Origin of the sequence: Dyadobacter sp. UC 10 (genome assembly GCF_008369915.1) — a bacterium.
Taxonomy (GTDB): domain Bacteria; phylum Bacteroidota; class Bacteroidia; order Cytophagales; family Spirosomataceae; genus Dyadobacter.
Map to the genome: position 1 here is coordinate 3327414 of NZ_VSRN01000001.1, position 25980 is coordinate 3353393.

Sequence of the window (25980 nt, forward strand, 5' to 3'; positions counted from 1 at the left end):
TGATTCTGATATTAGAAAGTAACATTGATACCGAAGTTGTAAGTAGCCGAAAGCGGGTACACATTGGCATCGATCCCCGCCTGGGTAGGCTTGTTTTCGTTAGCCCGAACCTCAGGAGATAAGCCTTTGTATTTGAAGAAATTCAATGCATTCTGCGCATTCGCATACAGGCGCAGCTTTCTGATTTTCATCTTTTCACTAACCGTTTGCGGTAGCGTGAAGCCAAGCTGCGCATTTCGAACCCTGAAATAGCTGCCGCTCTGCACAAAGAAAGTGTTAGGCATATAATTCTGGCCGCCTCCGATGTTGGCAGAAGGGTAAGTGTTGGAAGTTCCTTCACCATGCCAGCGATTATCGAAGTAGTCTTTGGTGAAGTTCTCATTTCCATAACGCCAGCCCAGGTTTGCATTGTAAATGTCAACTCCTGAAACCCCCTGGAAATCAAGCATCAAATCAAAATTTTTATAGTTCCAGTTGGTATTGATGCCGTAGGTGAATTTGGGGTTTGGATTTCCGATTACCTGTCTGTCCAGACCTGTGATAGCTCCGTCGGGGGTACCGTTGGTTCCGCTGATATCCCGGTAACGAAAATCTCCCGGCTTTGCATTGGACTGTGCAGAATTCTTGATCTCGTCCTGAGTTTGGAAGATTCCATCAACAACAAATCCATAAAATGAACCGATCGGATCACCTACTACGGTCCTGGTTGCAAGTGCGCCACTCGTCAGGCCGACGCCCCCGTCATAAATAGGATTAGCACCTGAGGTTACCGACAAAACTTTGTTGTCATTAATACCTCCATTGAAACCAATGCTGTAAGAAAGGTCATCGCCAATATCATCGCGCCAGGATAGGGCAAATTCAAAACCCTTATTCTGGAAAGTTGCCTGGTTTCCTACAATACGACCCGATTCAGTTCCGATTGAAGTCAATACAGGAATGTCAAAAATTGCCCTTTCCGTTTTCTTGACATAATAATCCAGTTCAATGGTCAATCTGGATTTGAGAAATCCAGCCTCAATACCAAAGTCTGTACCGACGCCTCTTTCCCAAACAGTAGTGGGAGGGATGATGGTATTGATGCTTGCACCGGTATTCAGCTGTCCGCCAAAAATCGCAGCCAGTCCACCGCCGGTCGCGACGGTGAGGGTCGATAAATTGGAAGGAACCGAAGCATTACCGATTTTACCCCAGCTACCTCTCAGTTTCAGATTGTCGAAAACGGTCTGACTTTTCATGAAGCCTTCGTTGCTGATTACCCAGCCGGCTCCCACGGATGGAAAGTAACCCCATGCATTGCCGCCTTCGAAGAATTTGGAAGAACCATCCGCACGTAAAGAAGCATTCAGCAGATAGCGGTCACCGAAAGAATAATTTACGCGACCGAAATACGATGCATAGGTTCCCAGATCACCTTCGTCCACCACATTCCGCCCGTCGGTATTGCCCAGGGTCAGGTACAAATCCCCCTCACTTGAATACGGTACGTTGAGTGCACTGGCTGTCAGTTTGTATGATTGATCGCGTTGTGCAGATTGTCCCAGCAATGCAGTCAGACTGTGATCGCCGAATTCCTTGGTATAGGTCAATGTATTTTCAAAGATCCAGTACCGGGCCTGCGGTCTTGTAAAAGTCAACTGGCTGGTCGTATTACGTTGTTTAAATGTAGCAACGTACTCACGGACATAGGCCCGCGTTTCGTCCTGCGAATAGCGCCCCCCCAGGCTGGTTTTGAAGGTAAGGCCTTTGAAAAGGTTGAGTTCCGCGTAAGCATTACCTGTCAGAAGTGTCTTTTTTGTATTCTGATTGAAAAAATCAATGGTTACCTGAGGATTGAAGTTGTTACCGTCACCCAGATTATAATCCGTCGGATCACCGTAAGTACCGTCGTCGTAATAAACCGGTACAACCGGGCCAGCTGCATATAACTGCCGGAAAATACCTCCTGCTTCATCTTTCGACTTGCTGAATGAACCAGTAGCCGTATAACCTACTTTCAGATTTTTTAATACCTGGAAATCGCTTTGTAAACGGGCTGTATAGCGCTTGAAGTTATTTTTCTCTACAACACCATTTTGATCCAGGTATCCGAGTGAGAAATTGTAAGTCGATTTCTCTCCGCCTCCGCTGACCGACACCTGATGATTGGTTACCAGTGCGTTTCTGAGAATTTGGTGGTACCAGTCGGTACCTTCCCCAAATTGGCTCGGGTCGAGAACGTCTTCCTTTCCATTGATCCGGCTCAATTCGTTGACCATTGTGGCATATTCATTTGCATTTGCCATTTTGATCTGGTTGGTCACTTTTTGGAAGCCGACAAATCCGTCGTAATTCACAACAGCCTGTCCGGATTTTCCTTTTTTAGTTGTGATCAAAACAACCCCGTTTGCTGCTCTCACACCGTAGATGGACTGGCTGGAAGCATCTTTCAGAATGTTCATGCTCTCAATATCGCCTGAATTAAGAAAGCTGATATCATCAAACCAGACTCCATCAACGACATACAGCGGATTAGCACTGCCGTAAGCGGTCCCTACGCCCCTGATCCTGATTTGAGGTGCCTCGCCCGGTTTTCCCGAATTATTGATCTGAACCCCCGCAACCTTACCCTGCAAGCCGCTCACGGCATTCATGGAAGGTTGTTTCGAAATGTCCTCGCCTTTGATCTGCACCACAGAACCCGTCACATCCAGTTTTCGCTGCGTACCATACCCGACAACCACCACCTCGGATAAAGCCTTGGCGTCTTCCTGTAATCCGACATTAATGACCGTCTGAGTACCCACGGTGATTTCCTGGGGCGTCATCCCGATCATTGAAAAAACGAGAATGGCTTGACCCGAGGGGACTTTGATTGCAAAATTTCCTTCGGCATCGGTGGGGACGCCGGTTGTAGTCCCCTTTATCAGCACGCTGGCTCCTGGTAAAGCTGAGCCGTCTGTCGCAGATGTTACTTTTCCTGTCACATCAATGTCCTGCGCGTAGGATAGTGTTCCAAATGCCAGAAACAAAAAGATGTACAGTAGCCGTACAGTAGTTTTCATTTGGTATCAATTAGTTGATTGAACTATTAAAAGAATTAATTGTCTTCAAATTTAAATCCTAAGAATAGCGTAAATCAAAAAATGGACTACATCACCACTACATCAATTGGAATAATGCAAGGATTTTTACTGTGAATGAAGTTTTGCTCAGGATTAATCCAATGGCGCTAAATGTCCATCATGTAATCAACCAGGTTGGCATCCATACCAAGCCCTAGTTTTTTCCGCAGCCGGTAGCGTTTTATTTCCACACCACGGACAGAAATCCCCAGGGCAGGGGCCATTTCTTTAGTGGATAAATTCATGCGAAGGCAGGCTGCAAGCCTGAGCTCCGAAGGAGAGATGGTAGGGCAGAATTGCCGCAGCCTTTTAAAGAAATGCTCGTGCACTTCATCAAAGTTTTGTTCGAATAGCAGCCAGTCGTCCTTGCCGGCCACATTGCGCTCAATGCTATGCAATAGTTTCTGATAATGGATATTCGGAAGTTGCTGGCCAAGTTCGGCTTTCACCTGTTTCAGCTCGTTGCTGATCTCTTCCAGTATCTCATTTTTACGCACTACATTGATCGCCACATTGCTGAGCTGCTGGCTTTTGCTCTGAATTTCGCTTTGCAGCTTTTCATTTTGTATCTGCATGATCTGCCTTTCGCTGGATAGACGCTGCTGGCGTAATTTTTCTTCCTGCTCCGCAATCAGTTTTTTGCGATGTCTGTCAAGGCGCTTTTCCTGATAGAAAATTAGTCCGATCAGCGCTGCCGCAATCAGTAAGGCAAAGAATATCCGGGCAACGAGCGTTTCCCGCCATCGGGGCTGCACGCTGAACCGGTAAGCAGTTACAAGGTCATTCAGGCTGCTGCGAACTTCAAATACATAGTCGGCCGATTCCAGATTGGTGAATTCGACGAAACTCTGATCCGTCCACTCAGACCATTGGTCGGTGAGGCCACGAAGCCGGTAACGGTACTGAACAGTGCGCCCATATTCAGGCAGGGCATAGTTGATCCGCAAAGCACGTACCTCAGCGGGAAGCGCCGGGTTACCCGATAGGTGGAATGTTTCGGTCAGGTTCCTAAGATTGGAGACTCTCCTGACAACCGGGGCCAATCTGACTCCACCTTCGTCCAGATTCAAAGTCCTGTTAAACAAAGCGTAGCCATTGTCGAGACAAAAGAAATAATGGTTATTCGTCAGAGGAATAACGGTTTCGCTGTTTCTGATGAGCTGAAGCGGCAGTTCTTTCGGCTCTTTGCCGGGTGAATAAAGGGTGATCCGGTTGATAAAGACCTTGAACCAATCGTCGCCAATGCCGGTACGGACTTTGAAAGACTCTTCTTCCGGTGCAAATTCAGCGCTGTTGCTGAGTATCTGCCCGGGCCCGGGTTTCAGAAAACCATTTCCCGACCGGATATGGATTTTATTTTTCCACTTGATGATCTCTACGGAAAATTCACTTGGTATCTGGTCAGGGGATTTAAACTCCTTCCAGGTTAGAGCAGAATCCAGTCTGGCAGTGAGCGTTGCCGAAAAAAGTCCTTTATAGGCGTGAGCCAGCCAAAACACGCCGTTTTCATCCGGAACAATCTGACGGATAGGGGTGGGCGGCACGCCTTTTACACTGTGCGCGTAGGTCCAGTATCCGTCCTTATTCTTTTTATAAGCATGCATTCCGTTATAGGCTCCCTGTAAAAGCAAGGTATCACTTCCGCTGGGAATAGGGAGCATTACCCAGCCTCCTGTTATGTTGGAGATCTTGTGTGCACCCCGCTCGTCTATCCGGAAAGTGGCGTCGTTATGCCCGCAGAGCAGCTGATCGTTAAATACTTTCAGCATCCATGTTTGCCCTTCCAGCCCGGGAATAGCGCGGAAAGGTTCGGAAGAAGGCCACTTTTTTGAAAATACTCCTTTATTGGAACCAACATAAAGCCGCCCGCGCCAGAGCGCAGCTGCATAAGTCGACCCAAGCGGATTGTCGTTGGTCTGATAGGAAATGATTGGAGACGACATTTCTACCAGACTGATCCCCTGGTCCATTCCTATCCATAACTTTTGCCGATGATCTTCTGCCAGTGCGATGACGGTATTGTTCTGCAATCCGGTTTCTTTATTGAACTGATATTTAGAATCGCCGTGCTTTGAGATGATGTAAACGCCATTCTGGATCGTGCCGATCGCAATGCTGCTATCGCTGGAAAGAATGATGGCCTTGTTGATAATGTTCTTTTTCAGCTCGTCCGTGAGTGAGATCTGCCAGGGGCGCAGCTCGCCATTTTCCCAGACGAGTAAACCGTTTTTCGTAGTTGTGATCAAGATGCGGCCACGGGAAAGCGGAAGTATTGAAGTAACAATTGAAGAAGAAAGTGCGTCGGTGCCGGGCAGACTTTCAAACCGGTCCCCTTTTAATTCATAAATACCCCGGTCTATAACATGAATAAGCAGACGGTTATGGACATATTTCAGAAACATGAAATTTCCCTCAGCCTGTATTTCAGTGAGCTTTTTTCCGTCGTAACGATAAATTTTGGCAAAAGACTGAAAGTAAATGTAGTCGGGCGTCTTAAGGATATGCCAGATTTCCTCCGTTTTAAGACTCTGAAAGTTGGCGCTTTTGCTGAGAGAATAATATTTGAGCTGACCGTCCGGTTGTTTTAGCCAATATCCAAACTCAGCGAAACCACCGACATAAATCCGTTGGTCTTTTCCCGAATCGTCGCACAAAACGGCTCTCACAATCTGTCCGTCGGGAAGGGGGTACAGTCTCCAAGCCCCCCCGTCATATTCCAGCAACCCGTCCGAATTTGCAGTATAAATAATGCCATCTGAGCGTTGACTGATCGCCCAGTTCTGGTTATGGGCTTTGTATTCCGATGTAAAAAAATTGATTAACGGCGGTGTTTCCTGGGCGGATGATCGGAAGAAAATTAACAAAAATACAAGTATAGCCCCACCAGACCGTGCCTTATGATTTAGGTTACGGATAGAAAAAGAATAGTGTGCGTAACGGTTTGGAGCCGGGCTGGAAATCATTGTAACAGCTTTATTATCGATTCAACACTTTGTTACAGGCCTAATGCGCTATTCGCCAGTGAAAACAATAACGTTAGTAAATGAAAAAAGTACTTTCTCTAATTTTGCTCAGTTCATCATTTGCCTGGGCTCAGGTCAAAGATTCCAACAACAGTGTCCGACCTGATATCCGCTACAATCTTAACGAATCCGGTTCACATTATGTGAAGGCGACGTTTACGAATCAGGTCTGGGTCCGGTTGAATGAAAACAACCCGGGAACAACCGTTTTAGGTGACCCAAAAACCAACACTTTTGACATCGGGTTGAGGCGGACCCGTATGCAGCTATTCGGCCAGATTACCGATCGAATCTTCTTTTACACCCAGTTCGGGATGAACAATTTCAATAAGGTGAGCGCTTTTCCGGCGTACAATACGGCTGGTACGCCAAGTAACCGGAAAGTGGCCGCATTTTTTCATGATGCTTTGGGTGAATACGAGGTGCAGCGTAAAGGGGCCAATTTCATTCGCTTCGGAGGCGGCCTTACGATTATGAATGGCCTGTCCCGTTTTTCTCAACCAGGTATCGGTTCGATCATGACAATGGACGTGCCTGTATTTGCCCAGGCTACGGTGGACCAGACGGATCAGTTTTCAAGAAAACTTGCTGTTTACAGTCGCGGGCAGGTAGGTAAGTTCAATTACCGCGTCGTGGTAGCCGACCCTTTCCCGCTGGAAACAAATGGAGCAGTACCTCCCGCGATCAGCCAGAATGCCGGTTTTTCACAACGAAAAAATCACAAGCAGTTCGATGCATTGCTGGTCTATAACATTTTTGATACCGAAGACAATACTACTCCAGGCTACATGACCGGTACCTATCTGGGCAAACGCAGGGTATTCAATATTGAGGCAGGAATTATCTCACAAAAGAATGCGACCTGGCGAAGGGAAATGACTGACACACTTTATAGTAATATGAATTTGTGGTCGTTGGCAGCCTACCTGGATATGCCTTTGAATGCACAGACCGGAAGTGCAGTTTCTGCTTATTTGGGTTATTTTGGAACTGACTATGGGAAAGGTTATCTACGTTACAATGGAAGCATGAACCCGGCTACTGGCACTACCCTGCCCATTGCCGGGGTTGGAGGGACTCACGGAAATACTTACCCGATGTTTGGGACGGGAAGCGTAGTTTATTCACAGGCAGGTTATAAATTTAAAGACGGATTGCTGGGAAACCAGGGTACATTAATGCCTTACGCATCCTTGCAATACGCGAACTATGAGCGCCTCCGGGATGGTATGAGCGTTTATAACGTGGGCATTAACTGGCTGATCAAAGGCCACACCGGCAAAATGTCCCTGAATTACGAGAACCGGCCGGTTTACCGCAACAGTAGCAATGCAAATGAGCTGGAAGCGAATGGAAGACGTGGCTCATGGACTTTGCAATACCAGATTTCGATATAATGTTCAGAAAAGTATGGGGCCGGTTTTTCAAAAGACCGGCTCCATACTTTTGCTAGAAATTGAAATTTATTCTGGCAAAAACATACCGCCCGTTTACGCCCATTTGCTGTACGCGGCGGGAATATACAAACCGGCCGAGGCTGACATTTCCGGAGTGGGTATGCTTATCCTGGTATACATCAAATAGATTGTTTGAACCAACCGACAAGTTGATTCCTTTGACCAGATTGTAATTAACAGCAATATCGGTAACGATCTTCGCGCCGAAGGTCTGGTCCAGGGTTTCTTTCTGGCCTGTTAATGTATTGACTGGCCAGGAGTCAGGTTTCGTGGGGTCAATTGTCGGGTCCCAGTAGGTAACTTCTCCAAAACGCACGGCGCGCAGCATCAGTCCAAGCTTCCCGATATTGTAATTGACAGTCAGGCTTTGCTTGTTTTTTGGGCTGGCAATTTCGAACCGGCTCATATCCTCCCGATTGAAATAGGTGTTGACTTGTTTGGTTTGCACCAGAATGTCCGACACGTGGATAATTGGCTTTCCGTCGGCATCTTTCTTCACTTTGTTTTGAATGAATGTACCTGCGAGAACTGCCCGAAGCGATTGGTTTCCTCCAAATTTTGTGTTGTAGGAAAGAACAGATTCAATTCCCCGCGATCGGGTATCCACCGCATTCGAAAAAAAATTGGCAGTAGTAGCATTAGCTGCGGCCAGCTGTGCTTTCAATGTCGCATTGCCGCCATCATTAAAATTATTAGTCAGCACGATCCGGTCGTCGATGTCGATCTGGTATGCGTCGATGGTCAATTCAAATGCATTTGACAGCTGGATCGTAGTTCCTACTGTAAAACTCTGCGAGGTTTCCTGTTTCAATTTAGGGATCCCCAAAATTTCAGCTGGCCGGCTGTCGTTCGTGAATGTTCCGCTTTCCTGCGCCACCTGCTGCCCGTTTTGGGTTACGAAAAGAGTGTTTGTCTTAGCATAATAGCGTTGCTGCAGGGAAGGTGCACGGAAACCGCTGCTTGCCGAGGCGCGCAAGGCAATGCCGTCTGTAAATTTATAGCGGGTGGAAAGCTTGTAGTTCAGCGTATTGCCAAAATCAGAATAATTCTCAAAACGTAATGCTCCGCTCAAAACCCAGGCTTTGGTAATGTCCTGTTCCAGGTCAAGATAGCCCGCAATACTGTTGCGGGAATGCGAACCTGCATTTTGAGGAAAAAATCCTGAAAATACCTGCGCGCCCGCAGCCACACCCGCTGCAACGTCATAGTTTTTGTAAGAGGCTTCCTCTCCCGCGGTGATGGTATATTTTTCGGTTCGCTGCTCGGCGCCTATTGCGACATTTAGTCCGTGTAAAACATCGAATTTGCGGCCAAGATCGAGGTTGACCGTGTTTTGAGAAAAACCGTTTCCGCCTGCATTGAACGCTCTCTGGATATTCATCGCGGTATTAACCTGTGTGTAATTGACAGAGTTGGAGATGGTGTAGTCGAAATTATTTTTCCCAAATGTGTTGCTCAGGTCAAACTTCCATTGACCGAATTTTCCTTTAAAACCTCCTGCGGCAGAAATATCGGTTACGTCGCTGTTGATCTCGGGTAAAAAGCCATTTGGATATAGAGCAAAAACATTCGTGCGCACCGCAGCAGGAACTGAATTGGGATATCTGTAAAATCCTGCTGCATTTCCTTTTTTATTATTATAGCCGCCAAATGCGTAGAATTCGAGATTGTCAGAAAGTGGAATACTGGCATTCAACACAATTCCGCCGCCCTTCACTTTCGAATTTCCAATCCGCATATCAAAGTCGTTTCGGGTCAACCCTTTCTGTCCGAGCAATTGTTCGTCCATGATTTTGCCGTCGGCAGCAGGGAAAATCTGACCTGTGTAAGTACCTGTTCTGTTTGTCGCCTCGCGGTTTACGTATTCACCAGTGATATTTAAAAAGCCTTTCCGGCCAATTTTTAGGCCATAGTTCAATCCTACCTGGGCCGTGCCACCGTCGGAAATGCCGACGGACTCATCGTTTCCATAGTTAATTACATAGTTCTTTTCATAACCCGTCACATTTTGCCCGTAGGAAACATTTCCACTCAGTCCTGTCCTGGATTTTAAAATGATATTGATAACCCCCGCAATTGCGTCAGAACCGTATTGCGCTGCTACACCGTCGCGCAGGATTTCAATCTTGTCGACAGCCGTAGCGGGAATTGCATTCAAATCTGTTCCCACTGTGCCGCGGTTGACGGTTCCGTTGACATTGACGAGCGAAGATTGGTGCCTTCTTTTACCATTGACCAAAACCAGAACCTGATCGGGCCCAAGTCCGCGTAGCTGTGCGGGGTCAATATGATCCGAACCGTCAGAAATAGTTTGCCTGGACGACTGGAATGAAGGTGCTATGTAGGTCAGGATCTGGTTAATATCTACCTGCCCGACATTATTTGTAATTTGGGAAACCGGGATGATATCAACCGGAACCGGCGAGTCAATACGCGAACGACCGCCGCTGCGGGAACCGGTTACAACAATCTCGCTAAGGAGTTCGGAAGATTCAGTGAGCGTAATGTTAGCTGCTGACGATTGTCCGGCAGTCACCTCGATCGGCACAAGTTTTGGTGTGTAACCGATAAATGAAACCACGAGTTTGTAGGAACCGTCGGGAACATTCAACGAAAAGTTTCCATCGGGACCGGTAACTGTACCGTTATTTGTCCCCTGAATCAGAATGGAAACGCCGGGCAAGGCTGACCCGTTTTTCTCGTCCGTAATTTTCCCTTTGATGGCCTGAGAAAGCGCCGAAAACGAAGTGAAAACAATAAGTAGTGCGCATAGTGTTGTTTTCATATAACTGTGTGTTTTAGGTGAATCGAAAGACTTTAATGTAATTTTATGAATATTTAATTATAAAATTCAATTATCGTGATGCCTGTTCGTATCGTGTATAAAAGGCTGGGCAGAAAAAAAACCGGCTCGCGAGAACGAGCCGGCTGGTAACCTTAAATCAAATATTTTTACAAACTCAATGCACCATTCATTGAACGAACGGCTTCTGCTGATTTTTCAAACGCCGCTTTTTCTGCATCGCTCAGGCGGAGATTAATGATTTTTTCCCAGCCATTTCTGCCGAGTACAACAGGCACACCCATGCAAATATCCTTTTGTCCATATTCACCATTGAGGTAAGCGCTGCAGGGAACAATGCGTTTCTGGTTACGGACAATACTTTCGACCATTAGCAATGTGGCTGCGCCTGGTGCGTACCAGGCAGAGGTTCCAATCAGTTTTGTTAAGGTGGCGCCGCCTACCATCGTATCAGCCGCCACTTTGTCCAGTTTCTCGGCAGACAGGAACCTGCTTACCGGGATGCCATTGTATGTTGCCAGGCGGGTTAGCGGGATCATGGTCGTGTCACCGTGTCCGCCAATCACCATACCATGAATATCAAGCGGTGATACATCCATTGCCATTGCCAGATAGGTTTTAAAACGTGCGCTATCGAGCGCGCCGCCCATTCCGATCAGTCTTTTCTTTGGAATACCCGATTCTTTCAATGCAAGATAGGTCATGGTATCCATGGGGTTAGATACCACGATGATAATTGCCTTGGGTGAATATTTGAGAATATTTTCAGTTACACCCTTTACAATTCCTGCGTTAATGCCGATCAATTCTTCCCTTGTCATACCCGGCTTACGGGGCAAGCCCGACGTGATGACCACTACATCAGATCCTTTCGTTTTTTCATAATCGTTGGTGGAGCCGACCGGCTTGGTATTGAATCCGAGTAAGGCCGCTGTTTGATACATATCCAGGGATTTGCCTTCACTTACACCTTCCTTGATGTCGAGCAATACGACTTCTTCTGCCAGTTCACGACGAATAATATTATCGGCAGTAGTTGCACCGACGGCGCCTGCACCTACAACAGTGATCTTCATAGGGAAATATGGTTAATTGAATAGAAATTAATGCTTTTTGAATTTTCTCCTAAAAGTAGAACACATAATTTGTTAATACCAAGGGGAATGGGATTTTTTGCCAGAAAAGTAACCAGGGTAATCCAAAATGCAATTTTTTACGTATTTTGATAGTTATATTGGCATTACGAACCACTTTTTTCTGCCTGAATATAATGAAGGACGAACCCATGATTTCACGGATTTTACAGTCAATTTTTTTTAAGAACGCAACAGGGAAAGCGGGGCGTTATGCCAGGAACTCGGGCCGCCTTTTCGAGTTGGCAAAGGATGTGGTAGGGAAGCTGCAGCGGGTTGGTTTTAAGAACAACTTGTCCGATTTCCAGTCAAGTGTTCAGGTGCTGATCCGGATGGTGAGGGCATATGCCTCCGGACAGTACAAGAGCCTTCCGTGGAAAAGTTTGCTGTCTATCGTTGCAGTGTTAATTTATTTTGTTTCTCCGATTGACCTTGTCCCCGATTTTCTGCCTTTTGTGGGGGTTACCGATGATGTTGCGCTGGTAGTTTGGCTGATGAAAACTTTGGGGGATGATATCCGAAAATTCAGCGATTGGGAGAAGCAGGAAAAAACGATTAACATAGGATAAAACAGAACCATTTAGTAGTTTCTGTAGAAAAGAATTTTTATTTTTGTAAACATTATAAAAGAAACAGATATGGAATCAGCAACCGTTTTGGCATTTATGGGATTGGGGGGACAGGAGATATTTTTCGTTGCCTTGTTCGTTTTACTCTTCTTCGGTGCGAAGAAAATTCCTGAGTTGATGCGCGGTTTGGGGCAGGGTATCAATGAATTCAAAAACGCTACCAAAGACGTTAAGGAGAATATTGAAAAAAGCATGGAAGACCCCAAATAACGCTTCCATCATATCCAAGGTATAACCAGAGCCTTTAAGCTAATCCCTTAACGGCTCTGATTATTTATTTACAACCCCACAAATAATTTACATTGAAAGAGTATCTGACGCTGGCCGAAATTCAGGAAGATTTGCGTGAAAAAGGTTTGACGTGCGTCAAGTTAGTGGAGCATTATTTGCAAAAAATAGAGTCTAATGCCCATCTGAATGCTTTTGTCGAGGTATATGCAGACGAAGCAAAAGCGGCAGCCGCTGCCATTGATGCTAAATTAGCTAATGGAACCTCCGGCAGGCTGGCAGGATTAGTGATCGGGATTAAAGATGTGCTTTCCTACAAAGGTCACGGCCTGCAGGCGGCAAGTCAGATACTGGATTCTTATCAGGCGCCTTACACCGCAACTGCGGTACAAAGGTTGATCGACGAAGATGCAATCATCATAGGTCGTCAGAACTGCGATGAGTTTGCGATGGGTTCATCCAACGAAAATTCTTCATTCGGTCCTGTTCTCAATGCGGCTGATAATTCGAAGGTTCCCGGCGGATCTTCGGGCGGTTCGGCGGTGGCGGTTCAGGCAGGTATGTGTCACGCTTCCCTCGGAAGTGATACGGGCGGATCGGTGCGTCAGCCAGCGGCCTTTTGCGGAGTAGTTGGTTTGAAACCCTCCTACGGCAGGATATCCAGATATGGACTGATCGCTTATGCATCCTCTTTTGACTGCATTGGGCCCATTACCAAAAGCGTTGCGGATGCAGCGCTATTACTGGAAATCATGGCAGGCGGCGACGAATTCGACAGCACAGTTTCTACTAAAAAGGTACCGGCTTACTCGGCCTCCCTTGCATGGGAAGGTAAAGCCAGGATTGGATATATTCGCGATACGATTGATAATGAGGCGATTTCTTTGGATATTCGCCGGCAAACTCAGGAAATTTTGAACCGGCTGAGTGCGGAAGGACATGAAGTTGTGCCGGTTGAAATGTCGTTGCTTGACTCTCTTTTACCTACCTACTATATCCTGACAACGGCCGAGGCCAGCTCAAATTTGTCCCGGTTCGATGGGGTGCGGTACGGGCACCGGAGCGCAGATGCGAGCGATCTGGAAAGTATGTATAAAAAAACGCGTACAGAAGCTTTCGGCGCAGAAGTGAGGAGAAGAATTTTGCTGGGTACTTTTGTATTGAGCGCAAATTACTACGACGCATACTATACCAAGGCGCAACGCGTTAGAAGATTGGTGCGGGAAGAAACGAACCGGTTCTTCGATCAGTTCGATTTCTTTATTTCCCCGGTCACGCCCACAACAGCTTTTCCGATTGGTGAGAAAACAGAAGATCCGTTGCAAATGTATCTTGCTGACATTTTTACGGTTCAAGCTAACGTCGTCGGTAACCCGGCCGTGGCCATTCCAAACGGCTTGGATGAGCAGGGAATGCCTATCGGGATTCAAATAATGGCTCCTTATTTTGGTGAAGAAAAAATGCTGGCTTTTGCCGATTACCTGACCAAACTAAATAAGAAGGTTGCCAAAGAATACAGTGTAAGTCAGCAGGTCTGATGTTTTTTAATATTTCCAGCTGAAAGCGGCCTGTATTTACCAATTGTAACAAAAAAATAATCGTGCCAGAATAAGATGCGGTACCCCGAAATTATTCTGCACGTAAATTTTTGTGAGTAATAATAGAATGTGTCAAAGATTATTCTGATTCATCAGGAAGACAGGGACTAGCCATTGAAAACCGTGAATTGATTAACCTTCAAAAAACATTTAATTAATGAGGCTTTCTAAAAAAGTATTGTGGCTCGGAGCCATGTGTGCGGGATTCTGGAACATGCCTGTCAAGGCTGAAATTCCAACGGAGAAATTAACATTCGAGCCAGATACACTTAAGACAGAAGCTAAGGAAGAAGAAGAACTTCTGCCTTACCTGCCAGAAGTAGAGGAAATCGGCCCCACCCCTTCGGTTCCTCAGGAATTACTGAAAAACCGTTTTGCAAAGCTGGAAAAATCGATTCCGCTTACTTATCACAAATCTTCCCATGAATTCGTAGAATATTTTATCTACAAAAAAGCCGAGTTCACTCAAACCATGATGGAGAAAATGCCGCTGTATTTTCCCATGTTTGAGAAAGCACTCGCCAAGCACGGACTTCCTACTGAGCTTAAATATCTTTCCATGATTGAGTCGGGGTTAAATCCGACCGTAATATCTCACGCAAGGGCCGGCGGGCTGTGGCAGTTTATGCCAGCAACCGGGCGCGAATTCGGCCTTCATCAGGACAAATACATTGATGAGCGCTTTGAGCCCGCCAAGGCGACGGAGGCAGCTTGTCTTTACCTTAAACAACTCTACCGGATATTCGGCGACTGGGAACTTGCATTAGCCTCCTATAATACTGGTCCCGGCAATGTGAAGCGCGCCATGCGCCGGTCGAGAGGTACCACTTTCTGGACCATTTATAATGTGTTGCCGAGAGAGACCAGATCTTACGTGCCGCAATATGTAGCCATGAACTATATGATGAATTATGGTCATGATCACGGCATTTTTCCGGAAAATACAGAGTTCCAGATCCCGAGCGATACGATACATGTAAACGGTTATATTGATCTGGTAGCACTCTGCCAGCAGAGCGATATGAATTTTGAGGATCTTAAAAAACTAAATCCCCAGATCACCAAAACTTCGCTGCCACAACAAACGCGTGACTTTGTGCTAAAAGTGCCAAGTGTTCAGTACACCTACTTCACTAGTAACAGGGATTCCATCATGGTCGCATGTAGCGGCAAACTCCCGGAGGGTACACTGCTCGCAAAAGCGGATAGTAACGCAACTGATTCTTTGGGAGTTAATAAGTCTTTCCCTTATGCACTCGTAAGCAATAATAATTACGCAGATGACGAAGAGGAAGACGGCGAGGCCGAGCAGGTTGTGGCTCGCGACAGAACAAAAAAATCTACGCATACGGTACGTCGCGGAGAAACATTGTCGACGATCTCCCGCAAGTATCGCGTGAGCGTTGCAGATTTGAGAAAATGGAACCGCATTCGCAGATCTGCGATCAACAGAGGGCAGCGATTGGTGATCTACAAAACAGTGAAAGAGACAGCCCCGGCAGCGAAAGTCGCAGTTGCTACTTATCGTCCTGAGGAACAGGCTGCGAATCCTGCCCGGCACGCAAAAAAACGCTACCATACAGTTCAGAAAGGAGATACCCTCTGGATCATTTCGCAGCGTTACGGATTGGAAGTCGGTCAGTTGAAAAAGCGCAACAAGATCCGCGGCAACTCCATTAAACCTGGACAAAAACTGATTATTTCGACCTAATATTCAACACCACCCAGTACACATACTATTTTTATGATTGCCTACGTTAACGGAACTGTAGTTTACAAAGATCCAGCATATGCGGTTATTGATGTAAATGGATTGGGCTACGAAGTACGTATATCATTACAAACCTATACCTCTCTTCCCGATTTGGGTGAACGTTGCAAGCTCGTGACGTTTCTGAGTATACGGGAGGATGCGCATTTACTATATGGTTTTTGGGGGAACGATGAAAAAAAGCTTTTTCTGGATCTGATCACAATTTCAGGAATTGGTCCTTCGACGGCTCTTGTAATGCTTTCATCTCTCTCATCATCTGAAATCCGTCAGGGAATCATAGATGAAGATCTGAGATTGATCCAGTCTATCAAAGGAATAGGTTCTAAAACTGCTCAACGCGTAATTCTGGAGTTGAAAGATAAAATACGCAAGGAAGAGCTGGTATCAACAGGTTCGAAATCATCAGGCAATTCTTCCGGAACTTTGAGAAGCGAAGCATTGGCCGCGCTGGTCACTTTGGGAATACCCAAGGCTACAGCCGAGAAAAGTGTCGACGCGATCATCAAGCGGGAGGGGGCTGAAATAACAGTAGAAAACTTAATAAAACTAGCGCTTCGATAATCGGAACCGCAATGATATTTGGTAAAAATCTTTACGCAGGTAAAATCGTCTTGATGGATTTGTTTGTAGGTATAACCTTCTCTAAATAAGTATATTACCTTGTCATCAACGGTTTACTCTCTTTTATTCAAAGTACTCAGTATTTCAGCCGGAGGAGCTTTATTGGCTAACCTGTCGGCTGACCCGGGCGAGCCATATTCACAGCAGACTCAGGAATGGGCTATTCTGGCTGATACAATACCCGAAGACACGAGCAGGAAAGCCCTTGACCGGTCGGGAAGCCAGCTGATCATGCGCTGGAAGGACTTCTATTCCAACCGCATCGCCGAACCACGGCCGCGCTCCCCCTTTTATCTGCGGGATCCCGCCAATATTTCAACGAATATTACACTTGATAGTACCGGGAAAATTGCGGTAACCGAAAAAGTTAAAACGCCCGCAGGTGACCTGAATTTCCGCGCGCCTGAACGCATGGACCTGGATGCATATGACAAGATCCAGGAAGACAGGGCTTTCAAAAGTTTGCTCAGAGAATACGCAGGAAGGCAGGATGGAAACAGCGCCATGGGCGCCCGTGGGCTATTGCCGAAACTTGATATTCCTCCGGCACTTTCCAAGCTGCTCGGCGACGACTTTATCAATTTCAAGCCAACCGGGTTTGTCTCGCTCGACCTGGGATTAATGCACCAGTTTTTGGATAACCCGGCAATCCCCATCCGGCAGAGACGTAACACCCAGTTCATTTTTAACGAACAGATCAGTATCAATTTTGACGCGAGGCTGGGTGATCAGTTAGGTTTTCAGACCAATTTTGACACCAAAGCGAACTTCAACTTTGAGAATGCAATTAAGCTGAACTACAAAAATCCGGAAGAAAGCTTCATACGGAAAATTGAGGCGGGAAACATCAACTGGGCGATCAATAGTCAGCTCATTCCCGGTGTTCAGAATTTGTTCGGTTTAAAAACTGATTTACAGTTCGGCAGGTTAAACGCAACATTTGTAGCCTCGCAGCAGAAATCAAGCAAAGAGCGGATCGTATTGCGCGGAGGAGCCCAAAACCGAGACTTTGAGCTCCGCGCGGATACTTATGACGAAAACCGTAACTTCTTTTTATCCCAGTATTTCAGGAATATATACGAAAGCTCATTACAGAATACACCGACTATTACGTCCGGTGTTACTGTGACCCGCATTGAAGTTTATGTAACTAACCGTACCACAACTACCGAGTCACTGCGGAACGTGGTCGGATTTTCAGATCTTGGAGAACCTGCTCCGTACAAATCTGCAAATCCCAGCTTGCAACCTATCCGCTCTACCTCACCCGCTGACAATGCAGCCAACGGACTGTATGAGACGCTGAAAGACAATGCGGGATTCCGGCAGGTGGATAACACCAACAGTGCTATCACCGCGCTTGGGTTAGAAAAAACGGTTGATTACGAGTTGCTGAGAGGTGCAAAGCGGCTTATTCTAGACCGTGATTACACATTCCATCCACAGCTGGGATATATATCCCTCACCAACGCACTCAGAAATGATGAAGTGCTGGCCGTGTCCTATGAATATACCCTCAACGGGCGCTCCTTCAAAGTGGGTGAACTGACAGAAGATTACCAGGCAAGAAAGGACAATGAAGTAATCGCATTGAAGCTCTTGAAATCATCGACCATCAGAAACAACACAAAGCTTCCAATGTGGGACCTGATGATGAAAAATATTTATTCACTCGGAACCAGTCAAATCGACAAGCAGGGGTTTCAACTGCGGGTTATATATAAAGACGACCAAACCGGTATTGATAATCCAAACCTGCAGGAAAGTAGTATTGCCAATGTGCCGCTGATCCGGCTCTCCGGCCTTGACAGATTGAATCCGGTGAACGACCTTCAGCCGGATGGAAACTTCGACTTCGTGGATGGTATTACCATGGACAGCAAAACAGGGCGGATTATATTCCCCGTACTTGAGCCGTTCGGAAGCAACCTTTCGCGGAAGTTCGGCGCCGGGGAGGAGGCATTCAGGAATAAATATGTATTTAACGAACTGTACCGCACGACAATGATCGATGCGCAGCAGGTTTCGGAGCGTAATAAGTTTTTTATCAAAGGTTCATACCAATCAAGCGGAGGTGCTGAGGTGCAGTTGCCTTTTGGTGTACTGGAAACTTCTGTGACAGTAACGTCAGGCGGTGTACCGCTGTCTGCTGGCTCTGATTATATTGTGGAGGCCCAAATAGGTCGGGTGAGATTGCTCAATAATAGTGTCCTAAATTCCGGTCGCGAAATTGTGATCGAGTACGAGAGGCCGGATATGTTCCAGAATCAGGTCCGATCGCTACTGGGTACCAGACTCGACTACCTGGTCAATCGGGATATGAGCATCGGTCTTACTGCAATCAAGTACCGTGAGCGGCCCGCGGGCTTTTTATCAAGGGTATCAATCGGCAATGAGCCGGTTAACAATACCATGCTTGGTTTCGATATAAAGTTTCGCAAAGACATTCCTTTTTTAACCAAGTTACTGGACGCATTGCCTTTGATCCAAACCAAGGAAATGTCAAGCATTCAGTTCAAGGGTGAATTTGCCAAATTATTGCCAGGTGTCTCGAAAGACGTGAACAACCGATCATTAGTTGATGATTTTGAAGCTGCAAGAACGGTTTACGATTTAGCCCGCCAGCCTCAAAAGTGGCGTTTGGCTGCCGTACCGACCAAGTTCAGGGAAGGGTTGGATGGTAAAACACTTAACTACGGTTACAAAAGGGCAAAAATCTCCGCCTACACAGTCGACAATATATTTGGCGGATCACAAGGACTTGGAGGCGGTTATCAGCCACCAGCCAATATTGACGACACCGACAGGAAAAATTATTATGAAAGACTGTTCCTGCCAACCGATATATTTCCTAAGAGGGCCATCGCCGGGCTGATCACTTATCCTCAGCAGGTCCTGGATATTGCCTATTACCCAAGCGAGCGCGGAATGTATAACTATAATACCGACCTTGCTACTGATGGCCGGCTAAAAAATCCGCGGCAAAATTTCGGAGCGATCAGCAGGGCGATCACTTCCGACAACGATTTTGACAATGCGAACATCGAGAGTATCGAGTTCTGGATGCTGGATCCATTTATCAATGACGAAAATGGCAAGATTCGGGATGGTTTTGGTGATGAAAAACCTAATACAACAGGCGGTAAGCTGGTTTTCAACCTCGGTGATATATCGGAAGATGTAATTCCTGATGAGCGCTACAATTTTGAAAACGGGCTGCCCATTGTTCCCAAGCAGGTTGGCGTCAATGTAGATTCAACGGCGTGGGGCTATGCTACCAAATCTCAGTACCTGATCAATGCATTCAGCAATGAATCCGGTGCGCGCGAGAGGCAGGACGTCGGTTTGGATGGTTTGACAAATCAGGAAGAACAAGCATTTTTCAAACAGTATATTGACCGTCTTCCCGCCAATCTTTCTGCCGAAGCAAGGCAGCGGATTATTGCGGATCCCTCGGGTGACGACTTTAAGTTTTTCCTCGGTGCCGACCTGGACAGCGCGAATGTTAAAGTGCTGGGTCGGTATAAGAATTATTTGGGAATGGAGAACAACTCGCCCGAAAGTCAGGGAAGAACGGCGGATGTAACGCCGGCTTCAACCAACGTTCCCGACGGGGAGGATATGAATGTCGATAATACGATTAATGACAACGAATCTTTTTACGAATATGAAATTGACCTGAAACCTAATCAGCTTGCAGTTGGGAAGGGGTTTGTGGTCGACAAAACTGAAACTGAGGGAGGACAGAACTGGTATTTATTTAGAGTGCCAATCAAAGAGTTTTCCGGAATTGTGGGTAATATGAGCGGCTTCAAGTCCATCCGTTTTATGCGGATGTACCTGACCGATTTCCAGCAGCCCGTAGTATTGCGTTTTGCGCAGCTTCAAATGGTGGGCCAGCAGTACCGGAAGTATACTTCCAACCTGGATGCGCCCGGCCTGCAGGAAGTACCTGAACCTTACGATGCCAAGTTTACCGTTGGAACGGTAAGCATTGAAGAAAACAGTAACCGTTCTGCTGGGGCTGATAAATATCAGTATGCGATCCCTCCGGGCTGGAAACGCGATCAGGACAATACGCAGAGGCCTCCGCTCTTGCTCAACGAACAATCCATGAGCCTTTGTGTGACAGACCTGCGTGATGGAGATTCAAGAGCAGTGTTTAAAAATGTAAATCTCGATCTGCTGTTCCGGAAAAGACTCCGGATGTATGTTCACATGCAAAACGAGCAGAATGAAAGTGGTATGGTAGGTACGTTTATGCGGATCGGTACAGACCTTACCCAGAACTATTATGAGATAGATTTGTCGGGACTGCAGGCTACCCCGCCTTCCGCTTCTCAGCCTGGTGAAATATGGCCCGAAAGCAACGAAATCAATATTGCACTTGCAGACCTGATTGAAGCGAAAGCACAACGTAATCGCCAGCTCGATAAAAACCTGAGCGTGCCGTACACAATCGTGACAGCCGACGGCCGGTACAAAGTGTCTGTCGTGGGAAACCCGGATTTGAGCTCTGTGCGGGTGATGATGATCGGGATGCGCAACCCCAAGTCGGTAGACGAGCGGCCTAAAAGCTTTTGTTTGTGGGTAGATGAAATGCACGTCGAAGGCTTTGACGACCGGGGAGGAGTAGCTGCAATCGCTCAGCTGGATGCTAAATTGGCAGATTTTGCAACGTTAACTGCTTCCGGGCGCGTGGAAACCTTCGGTTTTGGAAGCGTGCAGCAGCGGATCGGCGAACGTTCCCGCAACTTTACACAGGAATATGGATTTTCTTCCAATATCGCTTTGGACAAGCTACTGCCGGCGAACTGGGGATTCAGCATTCCATTGTTTTTGAGCTACGACCGGCGAAATGTAAAGCCCCACTTTAATCCGCTTGACCCGGATACGCCGCTCAATACTTCCCTGGGCAATTTACAGACCGACGAAGAACGGGATGGTTACCGGCGAATGGTTGAAGAAAATGCAGTGAGGCGGGGCATTAACTTTTCAAATGTCAGGAAAATAAAGACTAAGCCGGGCGCGAAGAATCACTTTTATGATTTCGAAAACTTTGCATTTACCTATGCTTTCAGCGATGATCAGCGGCGGAATGTGCTGACCCAGGAATATAATCAGCGGATGTACAAAGGAGGTATTACCTACGTTTACAGCAGCCAGCCGAAAGCAATAGAGCCTTTCAAAAAATGGACAGCTACTAACCGTTGGGCGGAGTTTATCAAGGATTTTAACCTCACACTTCTTCCTAATATGGTCCAGCTTTCGACGGATGTGGACCGGCGTTTTCTTAAAACGCAGTTGCGTAATGCAGACCTGACGATTGACGGGATGCAGCCGCTTTATGAAAAGTACTTCTGGTTTAACAGGCATTATGATTTCGGCTGGAACCTGACCAGAAACGCGACCCTGACTTATCGTTCGTCTGCAAGTTCGATTATCGATGAGCCAATGGGCGATATCAATACCGGAGCCAAGAAAGATTCACTCTGGAGCAATTTCAAAAAACTGGGCAGGATCAAGAATTTTGACCAGAAAATAGACCTCACCTACCGTTTGCCCCTTGATAAAATACCGCTGACAGACTGGATGTCGGCAGATTATAAGCACTCTATTACCTATCAATATCAGGCGAATGCATTGGGCCTGAAAGATACGACCGGCCTTCCTTTTGGAGATATCATCAGAAATAGCCGGGATAGGGGTGTTACCGGAAAGATTGATTTTGTATTGCTCTACAATAAGCTTCGCTATCTCAAGTTCGCCAATACTCCGTCTGCCGGCAGAAAAAATTTCGCAAGGAGTCCGGGTGATATTGAGGATATCGATATGCGGACAACAGATATCCTGAAGAATGTGACGCGTGCGTTGATGACGGTCAGAGGTATTAATGTGAGTTATTCGGTTTTGGAAACCACTTCTTTGCCGGGCTATCTGAGGGCGCCGAAGTATTTTGGGATAGATAATGCAAATGCTCCGGGGCTGCCGTTTGTGTTGGGACAGCAGGACAGGAATTTCCAGAAAAAGGCGGCAGAAAAAGGCTGGATCACCACAAGCCAGCAACAAAACATGCCGTTCCAGCAAACGATTGCCAAGAATTTCTCAGCCAATACGACATTAGAGCCTTTCAAGGATTTCAGGTTGATCATCGAAGCAAGGCTGACCCGGCAGGATGCTTACCAGGAATTCTACCGTCCCGATACCTCCGGTGGATTTGCTTCTCAAAGCCCGCTGCGGAACGGACAGTTCAGTATGTCCTTCATGTCTTTCAGGACTGCATTTGCTAAAATGAGAAGGGATAACTCGTCGCCGGTATTCGATAAATTCAGAGCATACAGGGCCATTATCCGCGACAGACTGAACCAGGAGAATAACAGCGGGGGAGAATACAATGAAACGTCGCAGGACGTGCTGATCTCGTCTTTCTTTGCGGCATACACAGGCAAGGATCCGAATACGGTCCGGACCAATCCGTTCCTCAAGTTCCCGATGCCGAACTGGGATTTCAGCTATAACGGTCTTTCGCAGTTGCCGTCGTTCAAGAGGCTTTTCAGCTCTTTTACATTGAGGCATAAATATCTGTCCAATTACAGTGTCGGTAATTTTACGTCTTCTCTGGATTACGAGGCGCTTTATGTAAACCTGGCCGTAACCGGATATCCGCTATCGTCCCGCCTGAATGATCTGGGGCAATACATTCCGGTATTTGCAATGAGTACCATTACATTATCAGAAAAATTCCAGCCGCTTGTAGGTGTGGAATTCCGGACTCAGAGCCGCATTACAGCCAGAATGGAATATAACCGGGACAGAACGATCGCCCTGAACCTTTCCAATTCGCAGGTTGCGGAACTGTTTAACCAGGATGTGACCGTGAATATTGGTTTTACCAAAAACAATGTGAAACTGCCGTTCAAGATCAACGGGACCAAGAAGACTTTGAAAAACGACATGACCATGCAGCTTGGTCTTACTTTCCGGGATACGCGCTCCATTCAGCGCAAATTCGACGGAGAGAATATCCCTATCGCGGGTAACATCAATTTCCAGCTTCGGCCGACAGTCAATTACATGGTAAATAACAGGTTGAGCGTGCAGTTTTATTTTGACCGCACTTTTAACGACCCGCTTGTTTCGAACTCGTTTTACCGGGCCAGTACCTCGGGTGGCGTACAGTTGAAGTTCAATTTGGCGGAATAAATTTTTGATTTGGAAATTACACCCCACATCATGTAATTTGCGCTTCAAAGTCAATCAAAACTTACCTGTTAATCATGAATTTCCCGTCAGAACTTAAGTACACAGAGGATCACGAATGGATTCTAATAGAAGGCGATACGGCAACAATCGGGATCACGGATCATGCGCAGAATGAATTGGGTGATATTGTGTACGTTGACATTAATACCGTTGGGGATGCACTTGAAAAAGGGGAAGTTTTCGGCTCCGTCGAGGCGGTTAAAACGGTTTCAGATCTGTTCATTCCGGTAGCAGGTACTGTGCTTGAAGTGAACGAGGAACTGGACGGAGAGCCCGAGCTTGTGAATACGGATCCTTATGGTCGTGGCTGGATGGTGAAAATCAGCTTGTCGGGGCCCGCTGATGGGGATGGTTTATTGTCCGCAGAAGATTACCAAAAATTTATAGGCGCCTGATATATTAGGTTTAAGCTCCATTCAGGAGCTTTTTTTTTGAAACCGGATTAGAAATTACACGTCCGGCTACCAGATTACGAATATGAAATTGTTGATCAAATCAGTCCGTATTGTCGATAAGAAATCGCCTGAAAATGGCCAGGTAAGAGATATTTTAATCGAAGACGGGAATATTAAAGAAATAGGAGAAAATCTTTCGGCAAATGACGTCCAGGTTAAAGACCTCAGCGGCCTTTGCGTATCAGCCGGCTGGGTGGATATGCGGGTCGGTTCACGTGATCCGGGTTTCGAGCATAAGGAAGACCTTTATTCGGTAAGCGCTGCTGCGGCCCGCGGAGGATTTACAGAGATCGTACTGCTGCCAAACACGAACCCGGTTGTACACAGCAAGGATACGCTGAACTACATTCGCCAGGCAGCAGCAGGCGGGCTTGTTAAGTTGCACCCTGCAGCGGCTGTGACGAAAAAAGCGGAGGGTGTCGATTTTACAGAAATGATCGATCTGCATCAGGCGGGTGCTATTGCATTTACTGATGGTGAACACGCGGTGCAAAGTGCCGATCTGCTGTTGAAAACCATCCTGTACCTGCGCCCGTTCAATGCATTGCTGATGAACCGACCGGAAGAGGCGCAGCTTTCGCTTTATGGACAAATGCACGAAGGTATCACGAGTACTTTGACAGGCATGAAAGGAATCCCTTCACTTGCCGAAGAAATGATGCTGACCCGCGATATCAAGCTGCTGGAATATGCATTGGAAAAAAACATGTACGAAACGTCCGATCCGGTGTTGCATATTTCGCTGCTATCAACAAAAGTTGGTGTGGAAATTGTGCGCGACGCAAAGAAAAGAGGCCTTCCTCTATCCTGTGATGTGGCAGCGCACCAGCTGGTATTCGAAGATGCGGACCTGATCAATTTTGATACAAACCTGAAAGTGAATCCGCCTTTTCGCTCTGCAGCGGACCGGGACGCGTTGCGGCAGGGACTGACCGACGGTACGATCGACGCTATCGTGTCCGATCACAGCCCGCAGGATGAAGAAAGCAAGAACCTTGAATTTGATCACGCTGATTTTGGTATTACAGGGCTGGAAACGCTCTTTTCACTGGCGATTATGCACAGCGGTTTGCCTTTGGAATCGATTATTGATAAAATCACCAGTACGCCGCGTGCGATATTACGACTGCCCGAGATCAGCATTGCGCAGGGTGCAATAGCCAACCTTACCTTTTTTGATCCGGAAGCAGATTGGACATTTGATAAAAGCTACTCCAAATCAAAGAATACGCCGTTTTTGGGACAGCAGCTGAAAGGAAAAGTGAGAGGGGTTATTAACAACGGAAAACAGGAGTGGTACGCATGAAATCGATTATAGCATATTTTGATAAGCCTCTTTTAAAAATTTCGCTGCTATTCGGGTTGGCCACCGGGATATTGGTTTTTATTTTCTTCATCGGTTTGTATCTGCTGGGCATTATTCCGCTCGGGAACAACAAGGTGATGGATTTTGGAATTCACATTATCATGATCGCGGGCGCCTGCTGGTACTTCAGAAAAAAGGTCGGAAATGGTTTTCTGCACCTTTGGGAGGCATTGACGATTGGCTATGTAGTGAATACGATTGGCGCATTGATCGCAGGCTGGCTGATCTACTTTTTTGTTACGTATATTGACCCCGCTGTTTTTACCGGTTACATTGCGGAAATGAAGGCGCTGATGATGGAAGGAAAAGCTGAGCTCGTCAAAAATATTGGCGAAGCTGAATTTCTGAAAATGTACAACGGGGTAGGAAGTATGCAAACTTCTGAAATCATCATGGATGAGGTTAGTAAAAAGACAGTCATGGGCATTATCCCCATCCTGATCATTTCGCTGATTTTCAGAAAGCAGGATTACGGTGTATTTCATAATAATAAATCATAAATTTATCGACCTACCTGAAAACGATA

The 25980-nt window shown here is 46.6% G+C and carries 14 protein-coding genes; 10 read left to right on the forward strand and 4 right to left on the reverse strand.

Features of this window, described 5'->3' with window-relative positions; genetic code table 11:
- Positions 1-11 precede the first annotated feature (11 nt).
- Entirely contained in the window at positions 12-3044 is a 3033-nt protein-coding gene (locus FXO21_RS13825; protein WP_149640619.1) for a SusC/RagA family TonB-linked outer membrane protein, read from the reverse strand.
- 167 nt (positions 3045-3211) lie between these two features.
- Entirely contained in the window at positions 3212-5968 is a 2757-nt protein-coding gene (locus FXO21_RS13830; RefSeq protein WP_225865680.1) for a triple tyrosine motif-containing protein, read from the reverse strand.
- 179 nt (positions 5969-6147) lie between these two features.
- On the opposite strand from FXO21_RS13830, the gene FXO21_RS13835 reads away from it, so the two are divergent.
- Positions 6148-7524: a hypothetical protein gene (locus tag FXO21_RS13835; protein WP_149640621.1), complete on the forward strand. Its 1377-nt coding sequence runs from the start codon at positions 6148-6150 to the stop codon at positions 7522-7524.
- Positions 7525-7576: 52 nt separating this feature from the next.
- Here FXO21_RS13835 and FXO21_RS13840 read toward each other — a convergent pair whose 3' ends face one another.
- Both FXO21_RS13840 and mdh read right to left on the reverse strand, forming a co-directional pair.
- Positions 7577-10369 carry a TonB-dependent receptor gene (locus FXO21_RS13840; protein WP_149640622.1) on the reverse strand — a complete coding sequence of 931 codons (2793 nt, stop codon included), beginning with the start codon at positions 10367-10369 and terminating at the stop codon, positions 7577-7579.
- Between the two features lie 167 nt (positions 10370-10536).
- Positions 10537-11463 (reverse strand): malate dehydrogenase, encoded by a 927-nt coding sequence (mdh, locus tag FXO21_RS13845; protein ID WP_149640623.1) that lies wholly within the window; start codon positions 11461-11463, stop codon positions 10537-10539.
- A 194-nt stretch (positions 11464-11657) separates the two neighbouring features.
- On the opposite strand from mdh, the gene FXO21_RS13850 reads away from it, so the two are divergent.
- From FXO21_RS13850 to FXO21_RS13890, 9 genes are all read left to right on the forward strand, one after another.
- Positions 11658-12089: a YkvA family protein gene (locus tag FXO21_RS13850; protein ID WP_225865681.1), complete on the forward strand. Its 432-nt coding sequence runs from the start codon at positions 11658-11660 to the stop codon at positions 12087-12089.
- Between the two features lie 69 nt (positions 12090-12158).
- A complete protein-coding gene (locus FXO21_RS13855) occupies positions 12159-12359 on the forward strand; it encodes a Sec-independent protein translocase subunit TatA/TatB (RefSeq protein WP_031528639.1) in 201 nt (66 codons plus the stop codon).
- A 92-nt stretch (positions 12360-12451) separates the two neighbouring features.
- On the forward strand, positions 12452-13915 hold the full coding sequence (gene gatA / locus FXO21_RS13860) for an Asp-tRNA(Asn)/Glu-tRNA(Gln) amidotransferase subunit GatA (protein WP_149640624.1): 1464 nt from the start codon (positions 12452-12454) through the stop codon (positions 13913-13915).
- A 217-nt stretch (positions 13916-14132) separates the two neighbouring features.
- Positions 14133-15686 (forward strand): lytic transglycosylase domain-containing protein, encoded by a 1554-nt coding sequence (locus FXO21_RS13865; RefSeq protein ID WP_225865682.1) that lies wholly within the window; start codon positions 14133-14135, stop codon positions 15684-15686.
- A 33-nt stretch (positions 15687-15719) separates the two neighbouring features.
- Positions 15720-16310, forward strand: coding sequence for a Holliday junction branch migration protein RuvA (gene ruvA / locus FXO21_RS13870; RefSeq protein WP_149640625.1), 591 nt, complete (start codon positions 15720-15722; stop codon positions 16308-16310).
- 99 nt (positions 16311-16409) lie between these two features.
- The gene (sov, locus tag FXO21_RS13875) at positions 16410-23573 is read left to right on the forward strand and encodes a T9SS outer membrane translocon Sov/SprA (protein WP_149640626.1); all 7164 of its coding nucleotides are present in this window, start codon (positions 16410-16412) and stop codon (positions 23571-23573) included.
- Between the two features lie 74 nt (positions 23574-23647).
- Positions 23648-24028: a glycine cleavage system protein GcvH gene (gene gcvH, locus FXO21_RS13880; protein WP_149640627.1), complete on the forward strand. Its 381-nt coding sequence runs from the start codon at positions 23648-23650 to the stop codon at positions 24026-24028.
- A gap of 82 nt (positions 24029-24110) precedes the next feature.
- Positions 24111-25394, forward strand: a complete 1284-nt coding sequence (locus tag FXO21_RS13885) for a dihydroorotase (RefSeq protein WP_149640628.1) — start codon at positions 24111-24113, stop codon at positions 25392-25394.
- A complete protein-coding gene (locus FXO21_RS13890; protein ID WP_149640629.1) occupies positions 25391-25954 on the forward strand; it encodes a DUF4199 domain-containing protein in 564 nt (187 codons plus the stop codon). Before FXO21_RS13885 ends, FXO21_RS13890 begins: the two co-directional genes overlap by 4 nt.
- Positions 25955-25980: the final 26 nt, after the last annotated feature.

What these genes read in the sequence shown, in the direction of transcription:
- FXO21_RS13825 (WP_149640619.1), bottom strand. Translation starts at nt 3,044, where the DNA reads ATGAAAACTACTGTACGGCTACTGTACATCTTTTTGTTTCTGGCATTT.
- FXO21_RS13835 (WP_149640621.1), top strand. Translation starts at nt 6,148, where the DNA reads ATGAAAAAAGTACTTTCTCTAATTTTGCTCAGTTCATCATTTGCCTGG.
- FXO21_RS13840 (WP_149640622.1), bottom strand. Translation starts at nt 10,369, where the DNA reads ATGAAAACAACACTATGCGCACTACTTATTGTTTTCACTTCGTTTTCG.
- mdh (WP_149640623.1), bottom strand. Translation starts at nt 11,463, where the DNA reads ATGAAGATCACTGTTGTAGGTGCAGGCGCCGTCGGTGCAACTACTGCC.
- FXO21_RS13850 (WP_225865681.1), top strand. Translation starts at nt 11,658, where the DNA reads ATGAAGGACGAACCCATGATTTCACGGATTTTACAGTCAATTTTTTTT.
- FXO21_RS13855 (WP_031528639.1), top strand. Translation starts at nt 12,159, where the DNA reads ATGGAATCAGCAACCGTTTTGGCATTTATGGGATTGGGGGGACAGGAG.
- FXO21_RS13865 (WP_225865682.1), top strand. Translation starts at nt 14,133, where the DNA reads ATGAGGCTTTCTAAAAAAGTATTGTGGCTCGGAGCCATGTGTGCGGGA.
- ruvA (WP_149640625.1), top strand. Translation starts at nt 15,720, where the DNA reads ATGATTGCCTACGTTAACGGAACTGTAGTTTACAAAGATCCAGCATAT.
- gcvH (WP_149640627.1), top strand. Translation starts at nt 23,648, where the DNA reads ATGAATTTCCCGTCAGAACTTAAGTACACAGAGGATCACGAATGGATT.
- FXO21_RS13885 (WP_149640628.1), top strand. Translation starts at nt 24,111, where the DNA reads ATGAAATTGTTGATCAAATCAGTCCGTATTGTCGATAAGAAATCGCCT.
- FXO21_RS13890 (WP_149640629.1), top strand. Translation starts at nt 25,391, where the DNA reads ATGAAATCGATTATAGCATATTTTGATAAGCCTCTTTTAAAAATTTCG.